This is a genomic window from Clostridium sp. AM25-23AC, assembly GCF_003435125.1.
In the GTDB taxonomy this organism is placed as follows: domain Bacteria; phylum Bacillota; class Clostridia; order Lachnospirales; family Lachnospiraceae; genus Pilosibacter; species Pilosibacter fragilis.
On the sequence record NZ_QWGI01000003.1, the window covers coordinates 155,336 to 173,392 of the forward strand.

General features: G+C 49.0%; 19 protein-coding genes, 2 tRNA genes and 1 other RNA gene. 18 read left to right on the top strand and 4 right to left on the bottom strand.

All coding sequences use genetic code 11. From position 1 onward, the window contains the following. The 9 genes from DW677_RS03050 to DW677_RS03090 all read left to right on the top strand — a co-directional run bounded on the left by DW677_RS03050 (nucleotide 1) and on the right by DW677_RS03090 (nucleotide 10,930). Complete coding sequence (locus tag DW677_RS03050; RefSeq protein ID WP_117566472.1) at nucleotides 1–726, top strand: hypothetical protein; 726 nt, start codon at nucleotides 1–3, stop codon at nucleotides 724–726. Between the two features lie 27 nt (nucleotides 727–753). Next, complete coding sequence (locus tag DW677_RS03055) at nucleotides 754–1,098, top strand: hypothetical protein (RefSeq protein WP_117566473.1); 345 nt, start codon at nucleotides 754–756, stop codon at nucleotides 1,096–1,098. Between the two features lie 3 nt (nucleotides 1,099–1,101). Next, nucleotides 1,102–1,668: a type II secretion system protein gene (locus tag DW677_RS03060; RefSeq protein WP_117566474.1), complete on the top strand. Its 567-nt coding sequence runs from the start codon at nucleotides 1,102–1,104 to the stop codon at nucleotides 1,666–1,668. Further along, the gene (locus DW677_RS03065) at nucleotides 1,669–6,222 is read left to right on the top strand and encodes a type II secretion system protein (protein ID WP_117566475.1); all 4,554 of its coding nucleotides are present in this window, start codon (nucleotides 1,669–1,671) and stop codon (nucleotides 6,220–6,222) included. A 224-nt stretch (nucleotides 6,223–6,446) separates the two neighbouring features. Beyond that, nucleotides 6,447–6,680 (top strand): preprotein translocase subunit SecG, encoded by a 234-nt coding sequence (gene secG, locus DW677_RS03070; protein WP_021906090.1) that lies wholly within the window; start codon nucleotides 6,447–6,449, stop codon nucleotides 6,678–6,680. A gap of 229 nt (nucleotides 6,681–6,909) precedes the next feature. Continuing rightward, nucleotides 6,910–9,240, top strand: a complete 2,331-nt coding sequence (locus DW677_RS03075) for an RNB domain-containing ribonuclease (RefSeq protein ID WP_117566476.1) — start codon at nucleotides 6,910–6,912, stop codon at nucleotides 9,238–9,240. Nucleotides 9,241–9,377: 137 nt separating this feature from the next. Then, complete coding sequence (gene smpB / locus DW677_RS03080) at nucleotides 9,378–9,848, top strand: SsrA-binding protein SmpB (RefSeq protein ID WP_015554767.1); 471 nt, start codon at nucleotides 9,378–9,380, stop codon at nucleotides 9,846–9,848. A 193-nt stretch (nucleotides 9,849–10,041) separates the two neighbouring features. After that, nucleotides 10,042–10,385, top strand: a transfer-messenger RNA (tmRNA) gene (ssrA, locus tag DW677_RS03085). Nucleotides 10,386–10,657: 272 nt separating this feature from the next. After that, nucleotides 10,658–10,930 (top strand): hypothetical protein, encoded by a 273-nt coding sequence (locus tag DW677_RS03090; RefSeq protein ID WP_117566477.1) that lies wholly within the window; start codon nucleotides 10,658–10,660, stop codon nucleotides 10,928–10,930. A 146-nt stretch (nucleotides 10,931–11,076) separates the two neighbouring features. Here the strand turns inward: DW677_RS03090 and DW677_RS03095 are convergent, their stop codons facing one another. From DW677_RS03095 to DW677_RS03105, 3 genes are all read right to left on the bottom strand, one after another. After that, complete coding sequence (locus DW677_RS03095; protein WP_015554708.1) at nucleotides 11,077–11,322, bottom strand: hypothetical protein; 246 nt, start codon at nucleotides 11,320–11,322, stop codon at nucleotides 11,077–11,079. 71 nt (nucleotides 11,323–11,393) lie between these two features. After that, a complete protein-coding gene (locus DW677_RS03100; RefSeq protein ID WP_117469803.1) occupies nucleotides 11,394–11,708 on the bottom strand; it encodes a DUF3837 domain-containing protein in 315 nt (104 codons plus the stop codon). Then, complete coding sequence (locus DW677_RS03105; protein WP_015554706.1) at nucleotides 11,671–11,865, bottom strand: hypothetical protein; 195 nt, start codon at nucleotides 11,863–11,865, stop codon at nucleotides 11,671–11,673. The genes DW677_RS03100 and DW677_RS03105 overlap by 38 nt, the downstream gene beginning before the upstream one ends. Before the next feature lie 325 nt (nucleotides 11,866–12,190). Here DW677_RS03105 and DW677_RS03110 point away from each other — a divergent pair, with 325 nt between their 5' ends. The 8 genes from DW677_RS03110 to rplT all read left to right on the top strand — a co-directional run bounded on the left by DW677_RS03110 (nucleotide 12,191) and on the right by rplT (nucleotide 17,010). After that, nucleotides 12,191–13,108 (top strand): AEC family transporter, encoded by a 918-nt coding sequence (locus DW677_RS03110; RefSeq protein ID WP_117469802.1) that lies wholly within the window; start codon nucleotides 12,191–12,193, stop codon nucleotides 13,106–13,108. An 85-nt stretch (nucleotides 13,109–13,193) separates the two neighbouring features. Next, nucleotides 13,194–13,763, top strand: a complete 570-nt coding sequence (locus tag DW677_RS03115) for a hypothetical protein (RefSeq protein ID WP_117566478.1) — start codon at nucleotides 13,194–13,196, stop codon at nucleotides 13,761–13,763. 10 nt (nucleotides 13,764–13,773) lie between these two features. Further along, a complete protein-coding gene (locus DW677_RS03120) occupies nucleotides 13,774–14,388 on the top strand; it encodes a YcxB family protein (RefSeq protein ID WP_117566479.1) in 615 nt (204 codons plus the stop codon). Between the two features lie 85 nt (nucleotides 14,389–14,473). After that, a complete protein-coding gene (locus tag DW677_RS03125; protein ID WP_021906097.1) occupies nucleotides 14,474–14,932 on the top strand; it encodes a DUF6560 family protein in 459 nt (152 codons plus the stop codon). Between the two features lie 166 nt (nucleotides 14,933–15,098). After that, complete coding sequence (locus tag DW677_RS03130) at nucleotides 15,099–15,413, top strand: DUF1540 domain-containing protein (RefSeq protein ID WP_015554701.1); 315 nt, start codon at nucleotides 15,099–15,101, stop codon at nucleotides 15,411–15,413. Nucleotides 15,414–15,896: 483 nt separating this feature from the next. Next, nucleotides 15,897–16,391: a translation initiation factor IF-3 gene (gene infC, locus DW677_RS03135; RefSeq protein WP_015554700.1), complete on the top strand. Its 495-nt coding sequence runs from the start codon at nucleotides 15,897–15,899 to the stop codon at nucleotides 16,389–16,391. A gap of 27 nt (nucleotides 16,392–16,418) precedes the next feature. Then, nucleotides 16,419–16,616: a 50S ribosomal protein L35 gene (gene rpmI / locus DW677_RS03140; protein ID WP_021906099.1), complete on the top strand. Its 198-nt coding sequence runs from the start codon at nucleotides 16,419–16,421 to the stop codon at nucleotides 16,614–16,616. A gap of 37 nt (nucleotides 16,617–16,653) precedes the next feature. Next, nucleotides 16,654–17,010 carry a 50S ribosomal protein L20 gene (rplT, locus tag DW677_RS03145; protein ID WP_117566480.1) on the top strand — a complete coding sequence of 119 codons (357 nt, stop codon included), beginning with the start codon at nucleotides 16,654–16,656 and terminating at the stop codon, nucleotides 17,008–17,010. Between the two features lie 472 nt (nucleotides 17,011–17,482). Here the strand turns inward: rplT and DW677_RS03150 are convergent. Continuing rightward, nucleotides 17,483–17,566 (bottom strand) — tRNA-Leu (locus DW677_RS03150). Nucleotides 17,567–17,758: 192 nt separating this feature from the next. Here DW677_RS03150 and DW677_RS03155 point away from each other — a divergent pair. Beyond that, a tRNA-Leu gene (locus DW677_RS03155) sits at nucleotides 17,759–17,842 on the top strand. The last annotated feature ends 215 nt before the right edge of the window (nucleotides 17,843–18,057 follow it).

The following is an 18,057-nucleotide window of genomic DNA, read 5'->3' on the forward strand; positions in this document are numbered from 1 at the left end:
ATGAAAAAGACGGGAAACAGATTAAAAAGCGAAGAAGGCGCCAGCCTCGCCGCGGCACTCCTGTTTTTTGTACTGTGCGGGGTGGGAGCTTCGATCATTTTGGCGGCTGCCTCATCGACCGCGGGAAAAATGGGCCAGCTTCCGGCAGCGGACCAGAAACGGTTTGCCGTGGAATCCGCGGCGGCATTTCTCCGGGACGAACTGAAGGATGATAAAAATGTGATCACCGTGAAGGAAATTCTGGTGGAGGATTCCAGAATGTCGGAGCCTGTCAGTGACCAGATCTCATTTTCTCTAGCCGGTGGAAGCGGGGAGGGAAGAAATTCCCTTCTGGAATCCTATGTGAGAGCAAATTATGAACCGTTAGGAGATGCAGTTCCGGGCGGTGATGGTTCGGAGAAGGACCTTTCGGTATCATTAAACAGTGGAAGCGGAGCGGGACAGGAAGACCTGAAAAAGCTGAAGGCGGATATTCATGTTTCCATGTCCTCAGATTACGGGATAACAGCGGTCATCTCCGATGCAGAGACAGACACGGATCATCCGGAGGATCTCTGCCGACGAAAACTTACGGTTCCATCTAAAGTCCAGACCGATACCGATGTATCCGTGGAGCACAATGAGACAAAAGACGCGGACGGAAATGTTATTGAAGAGTGGACGATCACGACCACGACCCAGACGACTACGATCCGATGGGAACGCGGAACGATCGAGGAGATGTAAGAGGAAATGGAGAGGAGAGGACAGAGAATGGGAAAAAAGCTGACATCCGAGAATGGTGAGACCCTGACAGAACTCCTGATCTCTGTCCTGGTGATCGCCCTTGGACTCTCAATGTTTGCCGCGGCCCTCACGGCTTCAAGAAAAATGCTGATTCTTGGGACGGAGAAGATCGAAACCTACTATTCGGAGAGAAATGGCCTGGAGGGGGAAAAAAGCGAAAAGGAAGCCGGGGGAACCCTGACTGTCGCGGAAACAGGAGGAAAACGGGTAGATATTGGTTCGCCGTCCGGAGAGAACGGAACAGGAACATACCCGGTGAAACTTTATCATGCGGATATCGATTCGAAAAAGATCTGGAGGTATGTCAGATAGCCTATGAAAAAAAATGAAACGAATGCCGGTATCCGGCGGCTTTTTTCTGATTCAGGAATGACACTCACAGAACTTTTAGCGTCACTCCTGATCCTTTCCATGCTGACCCTGGTGATCAGCGGCGGTGTCATGGCAGTAAAGCATGCCTATGAAAAGGTCGTGAGAAGGGCGGATGCGGAACAGGTTCTTGCAACGACGGTGGAATTGATGACAGGGGAACTTTCTTCTGCCCTCGACGTGGATGAAAACGCGGAGACAGATCCTGTAGAGAGCAGCCTGTTTCTGAGCGGAAAAGAACACGCGTGGGTACGGTTTTCCGTGGACCCGGAGCACGGGATCAGCAGAGTGTATGAAAATGGGACTGTCGAAAGAGGGATTCCTCTGTTGTCAGAGGGAGCGATGGCTGACCGGTTTTATACGGCCTTTGAGAGATGTACCTATGGAAATGCCTGTTTTACAGTAAAAAATATTTCTGTGTACGAAAAAAATAGATCGGGGACCGGAACAGGAACCCCTGTGGCTGTTCTGCCGGAGTTAAAAGTAAGGGCAGTCAATCTGGAGGAACGTTAGATGAAAGATACGGGTAATAATAGAAAAAGGGGGAAATGGGGATTTACACTGGCAGAACTTCTGGTGGTCGTCGCGATCATCACGATCCTTGCCGGTGCTTCTTTTGTGGCAGTGCTCCGCTATCAAAGCCGTCTGCGGAGGCTGGAGATGGACCAGACCGCGAAAGAGATCTTCCTCGCGGCCCAGAACAGGCTTAGTCTGGAAAGCTCCCAGGGAATCATGGCCCGTCTGCTGGAACAGGGGGAGTCTGAGGGGAAGCTCGGGATAAAGGCCAGCGATTCCGATGCGGTCTATGTGGTCCTGTATGACGGAGGGGAAAATGATTCCACCGGTGAGATCAGGGAGAGACTTCTCCCGTTTGGTTCCATCGATGAGACCGTGAGGACAGACGGAAACTATCTTGTATTTTATGAACCAGGAACGGGAAGTGTCCGGGGGGTATGGTATTCCGACAGATATCAGTTTGTACGGGAGGATATCGGAAGTGAAGCACTCACAGAGGCGGCCGCCGATCCCGATAAGAGAGAACGGTTTTGCGGAACAAACAACGCTTTTGCGGGTCATGGACAGGCAGTCGGATATTATGGCGGTGAGAGCTCTGGGAGTGGAGATCAGCCGACAGCGCCGGAGTTTCAGCCGATCTCCATGGAGCTTTTTGACGGGCCGGTCCTCTATGTGAAAGTATATGATCCGAACATGCTCTCAAATAAGGATTATGATCTGAAACTGTTTCTGGAAGGAATGTCCAGCGGGGCGGAATGCTGGTTTGATCTGAAGAAAGATGGTTCCAGACAGAATGGGATCGCCACAAGTGAAGCTTATTACTATGTGCTGGATGATGTGACGGAAAAAGGCCTGCGGTTTGCGGATCTGAATGAAGAGCTTGCGAGCAATTTCGAGGGAACAGAACGATTGATTCCCGGAGAGGATATCCGGGTATGCGCAAAACTGTTCGCACCGGGTGGATCACGTGTCCTTCAGAGCAGCGGGCTTCTTGAGGCAAACAGTCTCTTTGAGAGTAAAAAAGAAGACAAAGTTGCGATCGGGGATCTGCGCCATCTGGAAAACCTCGATTACAGAATCTCAGAGTTTGATCCTGTTGAAAACGGGGAAAGGCTGGCATTATCCACAGTAGGAGATGACTCTTCGGACCAGAGATACGCGGCTGTGCAGCAGAAGGCCCTTTCCTGGGAAGAATTCCGGGAAGACGCGGCAGATATCCATAGAAACTTCCGGAGAAAACAGATCGATCCATCCCAGATCTCCGTCTATTACATGACAGCAGGAGAAGAGCGGGAAGAGCAGAAAAGCGCGAAAGCTGGCTGTTTTGTGCCGGTGGATCCACAGTTTGCGTTGGATTACCACGGAAATACCTTTTCTGTCGACGGGATCCGGATCGAAACAGAGGACGGGGTGAACGGCGGTCTCTTTGGAAATGTGACAAAGAATCTGACGGTAGATCATCTGATACTGCGCCGGATGAACGTCACTGCAAATGGGACAGCCTGTGCCGGTGCACTGATCGGGCGCGGAAGCGGGGAGAGCCAGATCGACGTGAGCGATGTCCTGATCCAGTACCCGGAAATTTCTGTAAATGGAACCAGGAACGCAGCATCCGGCGCAAGCGTGGACGCGGGAGGTGTTGTCGGGACTTTTGATGGAAAGAGTCTTTCTCTTACAGGAGTTCTTGTGGAGAACAGCTTCCGCAGCAAAGTGTCCGCCGGATCTGAACCGGATCGGACAGAACTTTCAGGGGAGGAAGAGGCCGCGCTCAGGATCTTTTCCTCCTATGGAGCGGCTGGCGGTCTCATCGGAAGTGTGACAGATGGAAATTTAAAGATCTCCGCCAGTGCGTCATCCGTCTATGTAGATGGAAAGGATTACGTTGGCGGTCTTATTGGAAGTGCTGTCACGGCTGGAAAAGTCATGATCGACGGCTGCTATGTCGGCGGCCATACTTCGGAAGGGAAATTTTTAGGAGATCCTGTGCCGGGGCAGGCAGAATTTGAGAAAACAACAGGCCGGTATAACATCGTATCTAGAAACACGAGAGCAGGCGGTCTGGCGGGAGTTCTTCCGGCGGGCAGCGCAGTTTCCCATTCCTATGTGACGGCATCGGTGTACTCAAACGCCGTCACAAGGTCCCGGAACACGGAACAGGGAGAAGCTCCGGATGCGGACCAGCCGCAGAGAGAAGCTGCTTTTGTGGGAGTTTATGGTTCTATTGCGGGAAACTTCGGAGTTTCCGGACGGGCAGCCTCGGAGTTTCCGTTCTGTTACAGTTCTGTTTATGTAAATGGAGCCAGGGCAGCGGTGCATTCAGAGGACCTGAACGGAGAGTTTGCGTCGGATAAAACGAGAGACAGCAAGGGGTTTCCTTATGACAGAACACTGGAAAAGACATATCCGATGCCGACGGTCCTCGATCTGATGAAGAAAGATGGTTCTGTGTCTGCGGGTGAGCGGGATGGTCTGTCAAAATATGTGAGAGTCCATATCGGCGACTGGGTCCGGATGATCCCGGCCGGATCGGAAGAGCCGATACCGACTCCTGATCCAGAGCCAGCCGATTCACCGGTCACCAACGGAAACCGGCTCTATGTGGAGCAGGAGATCGATCTTCCGGCAGATGGAAACAGGTATGTGACGTTTTCTGTGACAGGAACCCAGAGTGGAAAGAGTATTTACTATATCGTGAAGCCAGTCTCAAATGGAGAAGACTTCTCCGGAACAAAATTTTCTATCGTCCGGGCGGAAACGCAGGATGGTTTTACTCTCGAACCGGGTGTGTGGCTGAACGAGAGCAATGATATTGAAAAGAGGCTGGAATATTCCATTACTGAGGATGGGAAAATGAAGATCCGCCTGTATGTGGACAACCTTTCGGTGAACAGCGGCGGATATCAGGCCTTATGGGACAACTGGAATGGCGAAAACAGGATGGATATGAAAGCCGGGGAAGATATCGAGATCGGTGTCTGCGATGGGATCCGGATTCCGGAAGAACCGGAGCGGACAACAGTGAACAGCTTGTTTCAGAGTATCGCGCCGAACGACGACGGGGATGAGACATACACGGCTTATGTCTCCAACGCGAGACATCTGGAAAACTTAAATTTCTTTGGAAATACAGAGTGGAAGCATAATAGGATCAAGGTAACGCGGGTCATCCAAAGGGACAATATTATCTGGACAGCAGATGATGAGATCAGAGCGGTGACAAAATACGGTGCCGGACCGTACTGCGGGGAGATGGATGCGGCGTATGAAAACTGGATCATTTACGGCGGCACGAGCGGACTTTCTGAGAAGGGATGTTTTGTTCCGATCAATAATCCGGAGATCCGTTTCTATGATGGAGGTGGATTTACGATCGCGGGACTGAACATGGAGATGGGTGGTACTCACCAGGATCAGGGTGCGTCCTTATTTGTCAGCGCTCCCAGCATGGAGATTTCAAACCTGAAATTGAAGGATCCCAGGGCAATCGCGAAGGGAAGCGGAAACGCGGCGCTCCTGATCCAGAGCGTTGGAAGCGGAAATGCCGATGAGAAAAAACTCGTATTAAAAGATATCGAGATATATGGAGACGATATCCAGATCGCTTCCGGCGGATATGGAAACTCTACGGGTGGTCTTGTGGGCAGCGCGGATGTCGATGAGGTCGATGTGGAGCGGGTATCTCTTCATGGCAGAAATGCCCTGGTCCGGAGAAGGTATAACGGAGGGACTGTCGGCGGTTTTATAGGCTCTGTGAAGACGAAAACGTTTACGATGGATCAGTGTATCTATTCCGGGTATATTGCGGGCGGAACGAACACGGAGGGCTGCGGTGGATTCATCGGGAAACTCGCTGCATCAGAGGGAATGATCAAAAATTCTTACGTAGCGGGAAGAAATGACTCCTACCCATATGCTGGGCTTGATCATCGGACGGATGCAGAACGTACATGGGATCTCACGGATGGAGTCAGCATCACAGGAGTCTGGGTAGTCGGCGGCCTGATCGGCACTCTGGATGGAAAAATGACGGTTGGGCAGTGTTTTGTGGCAGCCGGGATCAGTGATTCCGGCAGTTCCGGCGGGTATTCCGGCGGAACGGGCGGTCTGATCGGATGTGTCACAGGAAACAAGAAACTGGAATTTCAGGATTGTTACTTTGCGGGAAATATTGACCGCCGCGGAAAGACGGAAAAACAGGACGGCGGTCCGACGATCAGCAGGGACTGGCCGGGAAATACCGGGATCATGGCCGGAAACGTCAACGGATCGGAAACGTCATTTTATAGCTGTACATATCTGGCGATTCCTGGTCTGAAGGGAAGATACATGGTTGGAAACAGGAGTGTGCCTGCTGTAAATCTGGCGGCAGTGCCGGGAGAGGAGTCCATGTCTAATATCTTATCTTCCGGAAACGAAAACAATGCGGATAAAACGCTCAGTTTCAGCGCAGACTTATCGGGGAGCTCCTACCCATATAAGATATGGACGAAAAACGGGGAAGACCAGACCGTCTATTACGGCGACTGGATCGACTGGAAAAAGCTCCAGTGATCCGTAAAAAACTTCCGAAGCAGGCAGGCATTCTTCTGCCTGCCTGCTTCGTACCGTCCCCATGCGCTTTCGAGCGCGGCAGACAGTAAGTCCGTAGTTATTGTACACGGGCAATGTCAGTAACTGCCTGCATGCTGCCTGAGATTTCAGCGCGCAAGCTGGAGATTGACAGCCCTGAGTTTTTATGTTATGATGGCTTTATCTGTGGACAGGAGGTGTAGTCGGTGATTAGAATTATTCTGACGATCGTATTCGTTATCTTATGTATCGCAATGACAGTGATCGTGTTAATGCAGGAAGGAAAGACTTCCGGACTTGGCGCGATCAGTGGTGTAGCTGAGAGCTACTGGGGAAAAAATAAAGGCCGTTCTATGGAAGGCAACCTTGAAAAGTTTACAAAAATTGCGGCAATCCTGATTTTTGTACTTGCCCTGGTATTAAATTTAAAGGTAATTTAATTCTAAGATGACGAACACTCTTGCAGCGATAACTTCCGTGCAGGAGTGTTTTTTGTTTAACAGGAAATTTCGATGAAGATTCCGGGTGACAAAAGGGCGCGCTCTTTATTATTTATAATATGGTCTGCAGAATCTTATTAATTTGATCATTTGCGGCTGCCCGGTGTGAATACTGCACTGGGAACTTTTAGATTGTTTGGATTTTACCGGATATTATTTAAGGAGAAGAATGGAAGAAAAGTTAATGGAAGAGCGGAAAAATATGCTGCTGGACCTGATGAAGGATCCGACATATGTTCCGATGAAATTAAAAGAGCTGGCGATGCTTCTTGGTGTCACAAAGGAGCAGCGCGGCGAGCTGGAAGAAGTTTTAAATGAGTTGGTGGCGTCTGGAAAGGTTGGAATCTCGAAAAAGGGAAAATATGCGAGATCCGAGGTCTTCGCCCAGACGGGAGTTTTTGCGGCTCATCACCGGGGCTTCGGCTTTGTGACTATCGAGGGCAGGGAGGATGATCTCTTTATCCCGCCGGATGATACCGGGGATGCCATGGACGGGGATACGGTCCAGGTCGTCATCAATGAGAACGGAAGAGGCGGCCGGACGGAGGCGAGAGTCTTAAAGGTATTGAAGCATGCCAACGAGACCCTGATCGGAACCTTCGAGAAAAACAAGAATTTCGGTTTCGTGATCCCGGACAACCCGCGGATCACCATGGATATCTTTATCCCCCAGGGAAAGGAAAATGGCGCGGTATCCGGGCACAAAGTTGTGGTAAAGCTGGATACTTACGCGGCGAAAAATAAAAATCCGGAAGGCCATGTAAAGGAAATTCTGGGTCATATCAATGATCCGGGAGTGGATATCCTGTCCATCGTCCGGGCCTACGGGCTGCCGGAGGAGTTCCCGGAAGAGGTGATGGAGGAGGTCTCCCATGTTCCGGAGGCGCTCTCGCCGGAATATGTGGAGGAGGAGATCGAGAAGAACGGAAGAGTGGACCTTCGAAATGTGCCGATGGTGACCATCGACGGAGAGGATGCGAAGGATCTGGACGATGCAGTCAGTGTGTCGAAGGAGACGATAAACGGGGAGACGATCTACCATCTCGGCGTTCACATCGCGGATGTGAGCCATTATGTAAAGGAGAAGAGTCCTCTCGATGAGGAGGCGTACAAGCGGGGAACCAGCGTGTACCTTGTGGACCGCGTGATCCCGATGCTGCCCCACAGACTTTCCAACGGAATCTGTTCCCTGAATGCAGGATGTGACAGGCTGGCGATGAGCTGTCTTATGGATATCGATGAAAAGGGTATTATTGTGGGGCATAAGATCTGCGAGTCTGTGGTGAACATTGACCGGAGAATGACGTACACGGCGGTGAATGCGATCCTGGAAGCGAAGAATGGAAAGAATAGCGGGGAGGACGCTGAGTTAGAAGAGACAAAAGGACGGAACCAGGACGAGCGTTTTGAGAATGATGAACAGAAAAAATCGAAACGGAGTCTGAAAAATGTACAGGCAGATGATCTCGAGAAAAAGAAAGACGCAGCGAAAGAGAAAGCTGAATTCGCGAAAAAGTGCCTGGAAGAGTACGAGGATTTCGTCCCGATGTTCCTGCTTCTGGACGAGACCGCTCGCGTCTTAAGAGAAAAGCGCATGGCGAGAGGTGCTGTGGACTTCGATTTCCCGGAGTGCAAGATCATCCTGGACGCAAAGGGACGCCCGGTGGAGATCAAGCCATACGAGCGGAACGCGGCGACAATGCTGATCGAGGACTGCATGCTGGCGGCCAACGAGACCGTGGCGGAAGATTACTACTGGCAGCAGGCGCCGTTCCTGTACCGCAGCCATGAGAAGCCGGATGGGGAGAAGATCAAGCGCTTCGGAATCCTGATCAACAATTTCGGTTACTCGATCCGTCTCCAGAACGGGGAGCTTCACCCGAAGGAGATGCAGAAGCTTCTTGCAAAGGTGGCCGGATCCCCGGAGGAGGCGCTTCTCGCGAGACTGGCGCTCCGCTCCATGAAACAGGCGAAGTACACGACGGACTGCATGGGACATTTCGGTCTTGCGGCGAACTATTATACCCACTTCACCTCCCCGATCCGCAGATACCCGGATCTTCAGATCCACCGTATCATCAAGGAGAATCTTCACGGTGAGCTTACGAAGAAGCGCGTGGCCCACTACGAGAAGATCCTGCCGGAGGTTGCGGTCTGGACATCATCCAGGGAACGCCTTGCGGACGAGGCGGAGCGGGAGACCGACAAGGCGAAGAAGGTCCAGTTCATGGAACACCATATCGGCGAGGAATTCACCGGTGTGATCTCTGGAATCAGCAACTACGGTTTCTATGTGGAACTCCCGAATACTGTGGAAGGCATGGTACGCCTTGCGAACCTGGATGGCGATTACTATGTGTTCGATGAGGAACACTATGAGTTAGTGGGAGAGCGGACGAGAAAGAAATATAAGCTGGGACAGACGGTGAAGATCCAGGTGGTCTCTGTGGACAGATATTTGAAGACCATTGATTTTCTGCCGGTAAGAAAATTTGATTAGGCGAAATGATTCGGACACGACGGATTGGCGGCGAAAATTTCCCGGAAAACATTGCTTTGCAGTGAAATGGTATTATAATATAGAGATAAGTTCCGGTCGGATGAGTTCCCGGCTGGAACAGAAAAGAGGATAGGATTATGGCAAAGAGCAGCGGCTTTAAGCTGATCGCGAACAATAAAAAAGCGTATTTCGACTTCTTTATCGATGATAAGTTCGAGTGCGGTATTGCCCTTGCGGGAACGGAAGTAAAGTCTATGCGTATGGGCAAGTGCAGCATCAAGGAATCCTTCGTGCGGATCACAAACGACGAGGTCATGATCTACGGCATGCATATCAGCCCGTATGAGAAGGGAAATATCTTCAACAAGGACCCGCTCCGCGAGAGAAAACTCCTGATGCACCGCTACGAGATCAACAAATTAAAGGGAAAGATCCAGGAAAAAGGTTATACCTTAGTGCCGCTCCAGGTATACTTTAAGGGAAGTCTCGTAAAAGTGGAGATTGGTCTCGCAAGAGGTAAGAAGCTCTACGATAAGCGCGCTGATATCGCGAAGAAGGATCAGAGAAGAGAGCTGGAGAAGGAATTCAAGGTGAAAAACCTGTACTAGAGCGGATCTATACTGCGGACCCTTGACAATTTGGGCGAGTGATGGTAAAATTTGTGTTACGCGAGAACAGTACCAGTATAGAATTCGGGGTCGCCTGGATTTTGAACACTGTCAAAAGCGAACGCATCGGAAGAATGTCTGCGGTCCATTGCGGATCGGGCGATGCGATAAACTCCGAAGAGAGTGCCAGTAAGGGCTTGTACTGGTTTCGACGGGGGCTTTGAAGCTGGTGAAGCTATCCGCATGCAATGCGTTAAATGGCAAACCTAAATATAAACGCTAACGACGAATTAGCATACGCAGCCTAATTTAGGCAGCTGTCGGCCTTAGAATACCTGCATTTTAAGTAACCGGCATCATTTAAAGCAGGAAACGACACGTGCAAAGCTTTGCGCACGCGGGCGTATGATGAAGCTACCAAACGGATCAGGATGTCTGCTTTCGGGTTCGGGCGGGAATTCTAAATAACAGACTATGATAGTAGAAGAACAGGGAATAGGTTTTCGGACAGGGGTTCGATTCCCCTCAGGTCCACTATAAGGGAAGTCTTGAGAAATCGGGATTTCCCTTATTTTATGCCTGTTTGCGAGAAATATTAAAAGATGTTATCAGCTCAAATAAAACGCTAAAAGTGCATATCTACGGGGGAAGTATCACACGAAATATTACATGAAAAGCTATTTATACTGGAAAGAGAACAGCACAGATTGACAAAATTATTTTCATGCTTTACACTTTAAATTACAGAACACTTCCCGGAACCAAGAACTGCCGGGAGAAATATGAAACGAAAGTAAAGGAGAACTCTAATGAAAAAACGGGGCAACTATTTAAAGAAAGCATATTATCACTTAATGAAGATCGAGCAGAAGAAAAACAAGATCCTTCAGGTGGAGAACTATGGCGAGATCAACGCGGAGTTAAACCGCAAGTTCGCGAAGGGCGAGTATTTCGATTCCAGCGAAGTTTATGTTGAGGACGGTTACCTCTGCGTGGGCGAAGGTTTCTTCCGCCTTTCCGGAAAAGAGCAGGACGCTCTGATTGAGTATCTCTGCCCGGAAGAGGACAGCACTGAAGAATAAATGAAGATAAAAAAGAATGTGTCTTCCTGTTAAACAAAAAAGATACCGGTATGAGCTGTGCGTTTCGCGGTCATACCGGTATCTTTTTATATGAGCACGGCATAGAAAAAATAGTCAGCCTCTGCACTGCGCGGACGTGCGAATTCTTATAAAATGCAAGTCAGACTTTTGATAAATGCGTCTTTCTCTGCAATCTCAGCCGCATTTGCGAGGAACTCAGCGATACCGCTGGTGGTCTCCTCGTCAGCCTCATAAAAAACAGCCCATGTGTAGAATACGCATTTTAAATGCTCCATCTCGTCTTCGCCGGCCTTTGCCAGAGCGATCATCTTATCAATGAATTCTTTTTCAGAAACTCCAGTGGTTGGAAATTCTGCTGGTGTAAAATCCATAGCTGCAAACTCCTTTCCTGTGATCCGGACTTGGATCGTAGTGCGTGATGATTCGGGATCCTCACGATCACTTAAGTGTTTTCATATCCGAGCTTCAGGGTGACCAGAGAATCATCATCCAGAACCTCGCCCTTTTTGTAGATATAATCGCGGATCAGCACTTTCAGCTTTTCGTCAACGGCAGAACTCGAATAGATCGTGTCCGGAACCGACTTTACGAATTCCTTGAGATCTGTTCCGGCAGTTCCCTCCGGACACGGAAGCGAAGCCTGACGGCACGCCATGCCGACTGCGCAGGATAATTCCATATGGTTGATCAGTCTCGCCGGTGTCTCAAAATTTTTGATCTTAATTTTCACGGACATCGGGACAAGCGTATGTACCATCGGACGGATCTCCTTTCTGTCCCTCGCGTTCACGGACCATCTTCCAGATCAGGTCGTGCATCCACTGGACGGTCTCCTGAAGCTTTGAATTTTCGTCCTTTAAACGGGCAATTTCGGCTTCCAGTTCCTGGATTTTTGCATCTTTTTCTTCGGACATGGTAAAAACCTCCCTGAAAACTGTATGAGAACAGAACAAGTATAACATCAGAATGGAAACATGTCCAGTGGAGGAGCGGGCAAAACAGGCGGAAAAAGAATGATTGATTCAAGTGTGACTTTGAGATATAATAAATTTTGGTAACTATTCAGTACCTTCATAGTTACGTGCAAAAATCCATTCCAGATCAGCTTCGCTGATGGGATTTTTGCCTTCCAGCCTATGTTTCCTTACGGTCAGAGCAGCAAGTGCGCAGACCTACTGAACAGTTACAAATTTTGTTTCTATTTCTGCGAGAAAATACATAAAAAGAGGAACATGAAATATGAGTTCAGTTTTACTAAAAGCGGGCTGCTTTTTCCTGATCATCCTGATGGGATATGGTCTGAAAAAAATTGGTCTTTTAAGCCAGTCGGATCTTCCGGTCTTCTCGAAGCTCGTCACGAAGATCACACTCCCGGCAGCGATCATCCATAACTTCAGCCAGGCGACCATGGATGTCTCCATGCTGGTGATCGTGCTGATCGGTTTCCTGTGCAGCGGTGCGTATGCGGTGATCGGATACGGACTTTTTGCGAAAGGGACGAGGGACCAGAAGGCGTTTGGCCTCGTAAACGCGTCGGGATACAATATCGGCTGCTTTACGATGCCTTTCGTCCAGGGATTCTTAGGAGCGCCGGGCGTGGCCTGTACCAGCCTTTTTGATACGGGAAACGCGGTGGTCTGTACTGGTGGTTCCTATGCGGTGGCTGCGTCAGTGGCAGGAAAAGGCGGTGCCGGAGATAAGCATCAGATCCGGAGGATCGTGATCCAGCTCTTAAAATCCATCCCGTTTGACTGCTATGTAATTATGACAGCACTGACGATGGCGGGACTCCGTATTCCGGTCTTCATGGACCAGGTAGCTGAGACTGTGGGGAACGCCAACACCTTCCTCTCTATGACCATGATCGGTCTCGGACTGGAGTTACATATGACGAGAGAGCAGACGGGCAGTGTTGCGAAGATCCTGGGAACGAGATTTGCAGTTTCTGCAGTCCTGGCAGTTTTGTTTTATCAGTTTCTGCCGTTTTCCCTGGAGATCCGCAGAACCCTGGCAATCCTGATGTTTGGCCCGGTATCGGCCCTTGGCGTTCCGTACACCTCCATGCTTGAGGGAGATGTGAACCTTGCCAGCGCGGTGAACTCGGCATCAATCATTCTCGGAATCGTGAGCCTGACAGCGGCGATCATCATCTTCTAAGAAATTTATAGTCGTGCATAGGGCGGCATCAGGTATACCGCGGAGGCGCTGCATAGCTGTATCACACAAAATAAGGAGGAACACAATGGAATTACGGAACGAAAAGGACGCGCGGTTTATCATCCGGCATCATGTGACGGAAGAAAAGCTGCTTCATCTGGAAAAGGGAGTCCGGAAACTCGGTTTCCAGTCCGGCGGAAAGAGGATCATGTCGATCTTTCTTGGGCTTTTCCTGCTCTGCATGGCAGCAAAAGTCGTAATCGGCGGAACGATCGGGGACGCACTCATGATGATCGGCATTCTCTGTGCCATGGGATTCGTGTTTGGAACCTATGCCCTTTTGAAAGGCTGGCTGGACGCGAAAAAGCAGATCCATCTCCAGTTCGAGGCGGGGAGGATGGAAGATAACTATCAATGGGAATACCGCTTCTACGAGGACGGATATGAGGTTATCGGAAAGAATGAGAAATCCCGTGTGCAGTATAAAAACGTGGGACGCCTTATTGATATGTCCGGTATGTATGTGCTGGTGGAGCGCGGAAATGTGGTGCGTTACTTCATGAAGGATGACGCGGTACAGGGAAATTCCGCGGAGCTTGCAGGATTCCTGACAGAAAAGTGCCATCTTCCGATGGAACAGATCGCAGTACGATAGGAGGTGCGGGATGGAACCGATATACGCAGTAAAATCTACATATGATGAAGATATGTTTTATCACCAGGTTGTGGCTTCCAAGCCGCGGATGATGCCGAAGGAGAACGATGGGAAGAAGATCAAGTTCCAGCTTCCTGATTTCGGACTGAAAGATACTTTGATGGCGCTTCTTGTGGGCGCAGCTGTTTACATGGCGTTCGGACAGCTTGATCAGTCCACGAGGATCCTGCAGGCGGTGCTTTGCGGACTTGTGGCGGCTGTAGTACTTCGGCGAATGAATGAGAGACAGAACGGGGAGACTTCCGGAAAGAAGGCGAATTCCGTATCTGCCGATAAAAATCAGGCTCTGCAGCTTCTGGAGAGCTCTGGATTAAAGGGTGACCGATGCACCATGAATTTTTATGAGGACACCTTTACGGTGGAGCGGCCTGGCATCATCACGGAGTACCAGTACGAGGGAATCGCATGGATCAAAGAGACCAGCAAGTATTATATGATCTTTTGGAACAGATCCCTCGCGATCCCGGTGGAGAAGGCGGGATTCTACCGCGGAAAGAAGGAGACATTCGGATCTTTCCTTGAAAAACGGTGCAATAAGGTGATCGAGAAGGTAAGAAACGTATAGACGGACGGAGGACCATTTCTATATGGAAGTCCATAGTTCCGAACGGTGGAGCTGTGTAAAATTAAATGGAGAGGATCTTTTGGGGATGAAAATAAAAAAAGAAGAGAAAATGCAGATCGAAAAGCTGCCGACATTGAAGTTAAAATATACGCTGGTCGTGCCGTTCATGGGAATCGTGGATGCGCTGACTATGGGGAGCTTCTTTATGAATCCGGCGGCAGATGGAAAACTGCTCATCAAGGCGTTCTATGTGATCTGCGGAATTGCGGGGATTTTATTTGCACTGTGGGGACTTTTGTGGAAGACTACGATTGACGGCAAGACGATCAAGGTAAACCCGGTAATAGGAAAGAAAAAGGTGGTCCCGTTTTCAGATTTGAAAAAAGCGGTTGTTTATAAGAAGAAAAAGACGGGATCTATCGTGAGTTATGAGCTGATCGATAAGAATAACCAGTCCATCGTTACGATCTATCCGCTTATGAAGGACAGCAGTACATTGATGGAGAGATTGAAACGCCTGAAATATCCGGTGGAGGAAGCATAAGGCAGAAATCCCATCAGGGAAGCTGAACTGGAATGGATTTTTGCGCGTAACTATGAAGGTACTGAATAATTATGCTGGTTTTAGGAAAAATCCCGGGAGAGTGAATACTTCGGGATCTTTCTGCGCATAATGACCTCTGATGAAACAGGAAAAAGGAGGCCATTTTATGACAAAACTGGATTGTACCGTGACGACATGTGTCCATAATGCGGAGAAGTGCTGCTGCAAGAGCGGAATCCTCGTGGAGGGAGCGCAGGCGAAGAACTGCTGTGATACCTGCTGCGGAAGCTTTGAGGAGAACAGGGGCGGTCTTTTTAAGAATCTTTTTAAGACGCCGGAATCAAAGCTTGAGGTGGAATGTGATGTAGCGAACTGTCTCTACAATGATGACCATCAGTGCAGGGCAGAGCGGATCACGATCGCCGGGGACGGCGCCATGGCTGTCGGGCAGACGGAATGTGCAAGCTTTAGGGAGAAGTAGGAATAATGAAGGAACTGGCTGCGGAGAAAGCTGATGACAGCAGACTGACCGTTGCCGGTTCCTTTTTTACTTAGCAGGAAAGCCGCTGTTTTGCCTGAAAGAAAGGCACTATGGATTTGCGATATGGGTCTTTGCAAAGATAGATCCATGGGAGCAGTATGAAAGGTCTGTGGAGAATACCGGGCAGAATCATGGAAGGTGCACTTGAACCGAAAAAAGTATTGGAAATTCTGGGAAAAGTGATTGACAAAACGATAGCGGTATAGTAAAATAACAAAAGTTGTGAGAACAACTGACAGGAAAGCAGGTATCCGCCTCACCCTGGCACGAGTAAGTGACCCGGGTTCATAGACATCGGTTTTTATCATGCAGCAGCATGCCAAACCAATGCAGTTACGAGCGGATAGTTACCTATCTGCTTTTTCTTTTCTATCGACATATGTAGAGTATGAGAGTTGGAGGTGTACGGCTATTAGCGAGTTAATGATTAACGAGCAGATCCGTGATAAGGAAGTTCGTTTAATTGGAGAAAATGGTGAGCAGCTTGGAATCATGTCTGCAAAAGACGCTTATAAAATGGCGAGAGACGCAGAACTGGATCTTGTAAAGATTGCTCCGGCAGCGAAGCCGCCGGTATGTAAGATCATTGATTACGGTAAGTACAAGTATGAGATGATCCGTAAGGAGAAGGAAGCGAAAAAGAAGCAGAAGACGATCGAGGTGAAGGAAGTACGTCTTTCCCCGAACATCGATACAAACGATCTTAATACAAAGATCGGATCTGCGAGAAAGTTCATCGAAAAAGGCAACAAGGTAAAAGTTACGCTTCGTTTCCGCGGTCGTGAGATGGCTCATATGAACCAGACAAAGTATATTCTGGATGATTTCGCTGAGAAACTTTCCGATATCGCTGTTGTCGATAAGCCTTCCAAGGTAGAGGGAAGAAGCCTGGTAATGTTTTTAACTGCAAAACGATAAGGGAACAATTTTAAGGAGGAAACAACAATGCCTAAAATGAAAACAAGCAGAGCAGCTGCAAAACGTTTCAAAAAGACCGGAACTGGTCAGTTAGTGAGAAATAAAGCTTATAAGTCCCATATCTTAACTAAGAAATCCACAAAGCGTAAGAGAAATCTTAGAAAAGACATCGTTACCGATATCACAAACAGCAAGGTAATGAAGAAGATTTTACCGTATTTATAATTTGTTTCGGAATTAAGATTAAGGAGGAAATTAAGCAATGGCAAGAATTAAAGGTGGCTTAAATGCCAAGAAGAGACATAACAGAATGCTCAAGTTAGCCAAAGGTTACAGAGGGGCTCGTTCCAAACAGTATAGAGTAGCAAAGCAGTCCGTAATGAGAGCTTTAACAAGCTCCTACGCTGGCAGAAAAGAGAGAAAGAGACAGTTCAGACAGCTCTGGATCGCTCGTATCAACGCTGCAGCTAGAATCAACGGCCTTTCCTACAGCAAGTTCATGTACGGCTTAAAGCAGGCTGGTGTTGTTATGAACCGTAAGGTATTATCCGATATGGCTATCAACGACGCAGAGGGCTTTGCAAAGCTTGCTGAGTTAGCAAAAACAAAACTGGCTTAATTAGTCGATGAGAATAGAAAAAACCTTTCCGGTGGAGTGATCTGCCGGGGAGGTTTTTTGCGTTTTTTGGGGAGAGGTTCATAGTGGTGGGAGTTACGCGCCGACGGGCCTCCGGGCGCGGACGCTTCACGGGATTCCGGGAGGGTTCCTCTAAGCTCCCGGAAAAATGCTAAGGGCGGAGGTCCGAGGACACAACTCGCAACTTTCGTTGCTCAAACAAGTGTCCTCGGACCTCCAACGCATTTTCCTGCGAGCCAAGAGGAAACCAGCTCCCTCCACCCAGGCTCGTCCGTGCCCGGATGCCCGTCGGCGCTGTGTATTGGCGGGATGAGGGAAGGAAAAGGAAGGGTGTGGAGGGAGAGATGGGATTGGCGGAAGCCAGACGATACGCGGGGCCCTTTGGGCGCCGCGGCATCGCGAGATTGTTGATGTGAAACTAAAAAAGGCTTAAGTCTTTCGACTTAAGCCTTCGTGCAGAAGAAGGGACTTGAACCCTCATGATATTGCTATCACACGGACCTGAACCGTGCGCGTCTGCCAATTCCGCCACTTCTGCATCTCGTCAGATGACGTATCTCATTGACAAAACATATTATAGTATAAGGCGTGGGATTTGTCAAGAGTTTTTTAAATATTGCTAAAAAAACATTTTTTTTACAAAATTCAAAAAAGTACTTGTCAAACAGAAAGAACTATGGTATATTAATATGCGTCGGTGAGAGATACAAAATCTTGAAACACCCGATACGCGGAAGTGTCGGAACTGGCAGACGAGCAAGACTAAGGATCTTGTGGTGGTTACATCGTGTGGGTTCAAGTCCCATCTTCCGCACGAAAGACTCAAGTCGAAAGACTTGAGTCTTTTTGCGTTATAGAGAAAATAGCGATAGATGTGGAGAGCCTGGTGATTGAGGTGATGGTACTGGAATTGTCAAATTAATGTATGAATGCGTATTTTGAGGAAAATGCCACGCAAAGTGTAACATGGAGAGAAGGAAGCGCGGTTGCGATGAGCACCAGAGGGAAGCGCTATATTCGGCGTTTGTG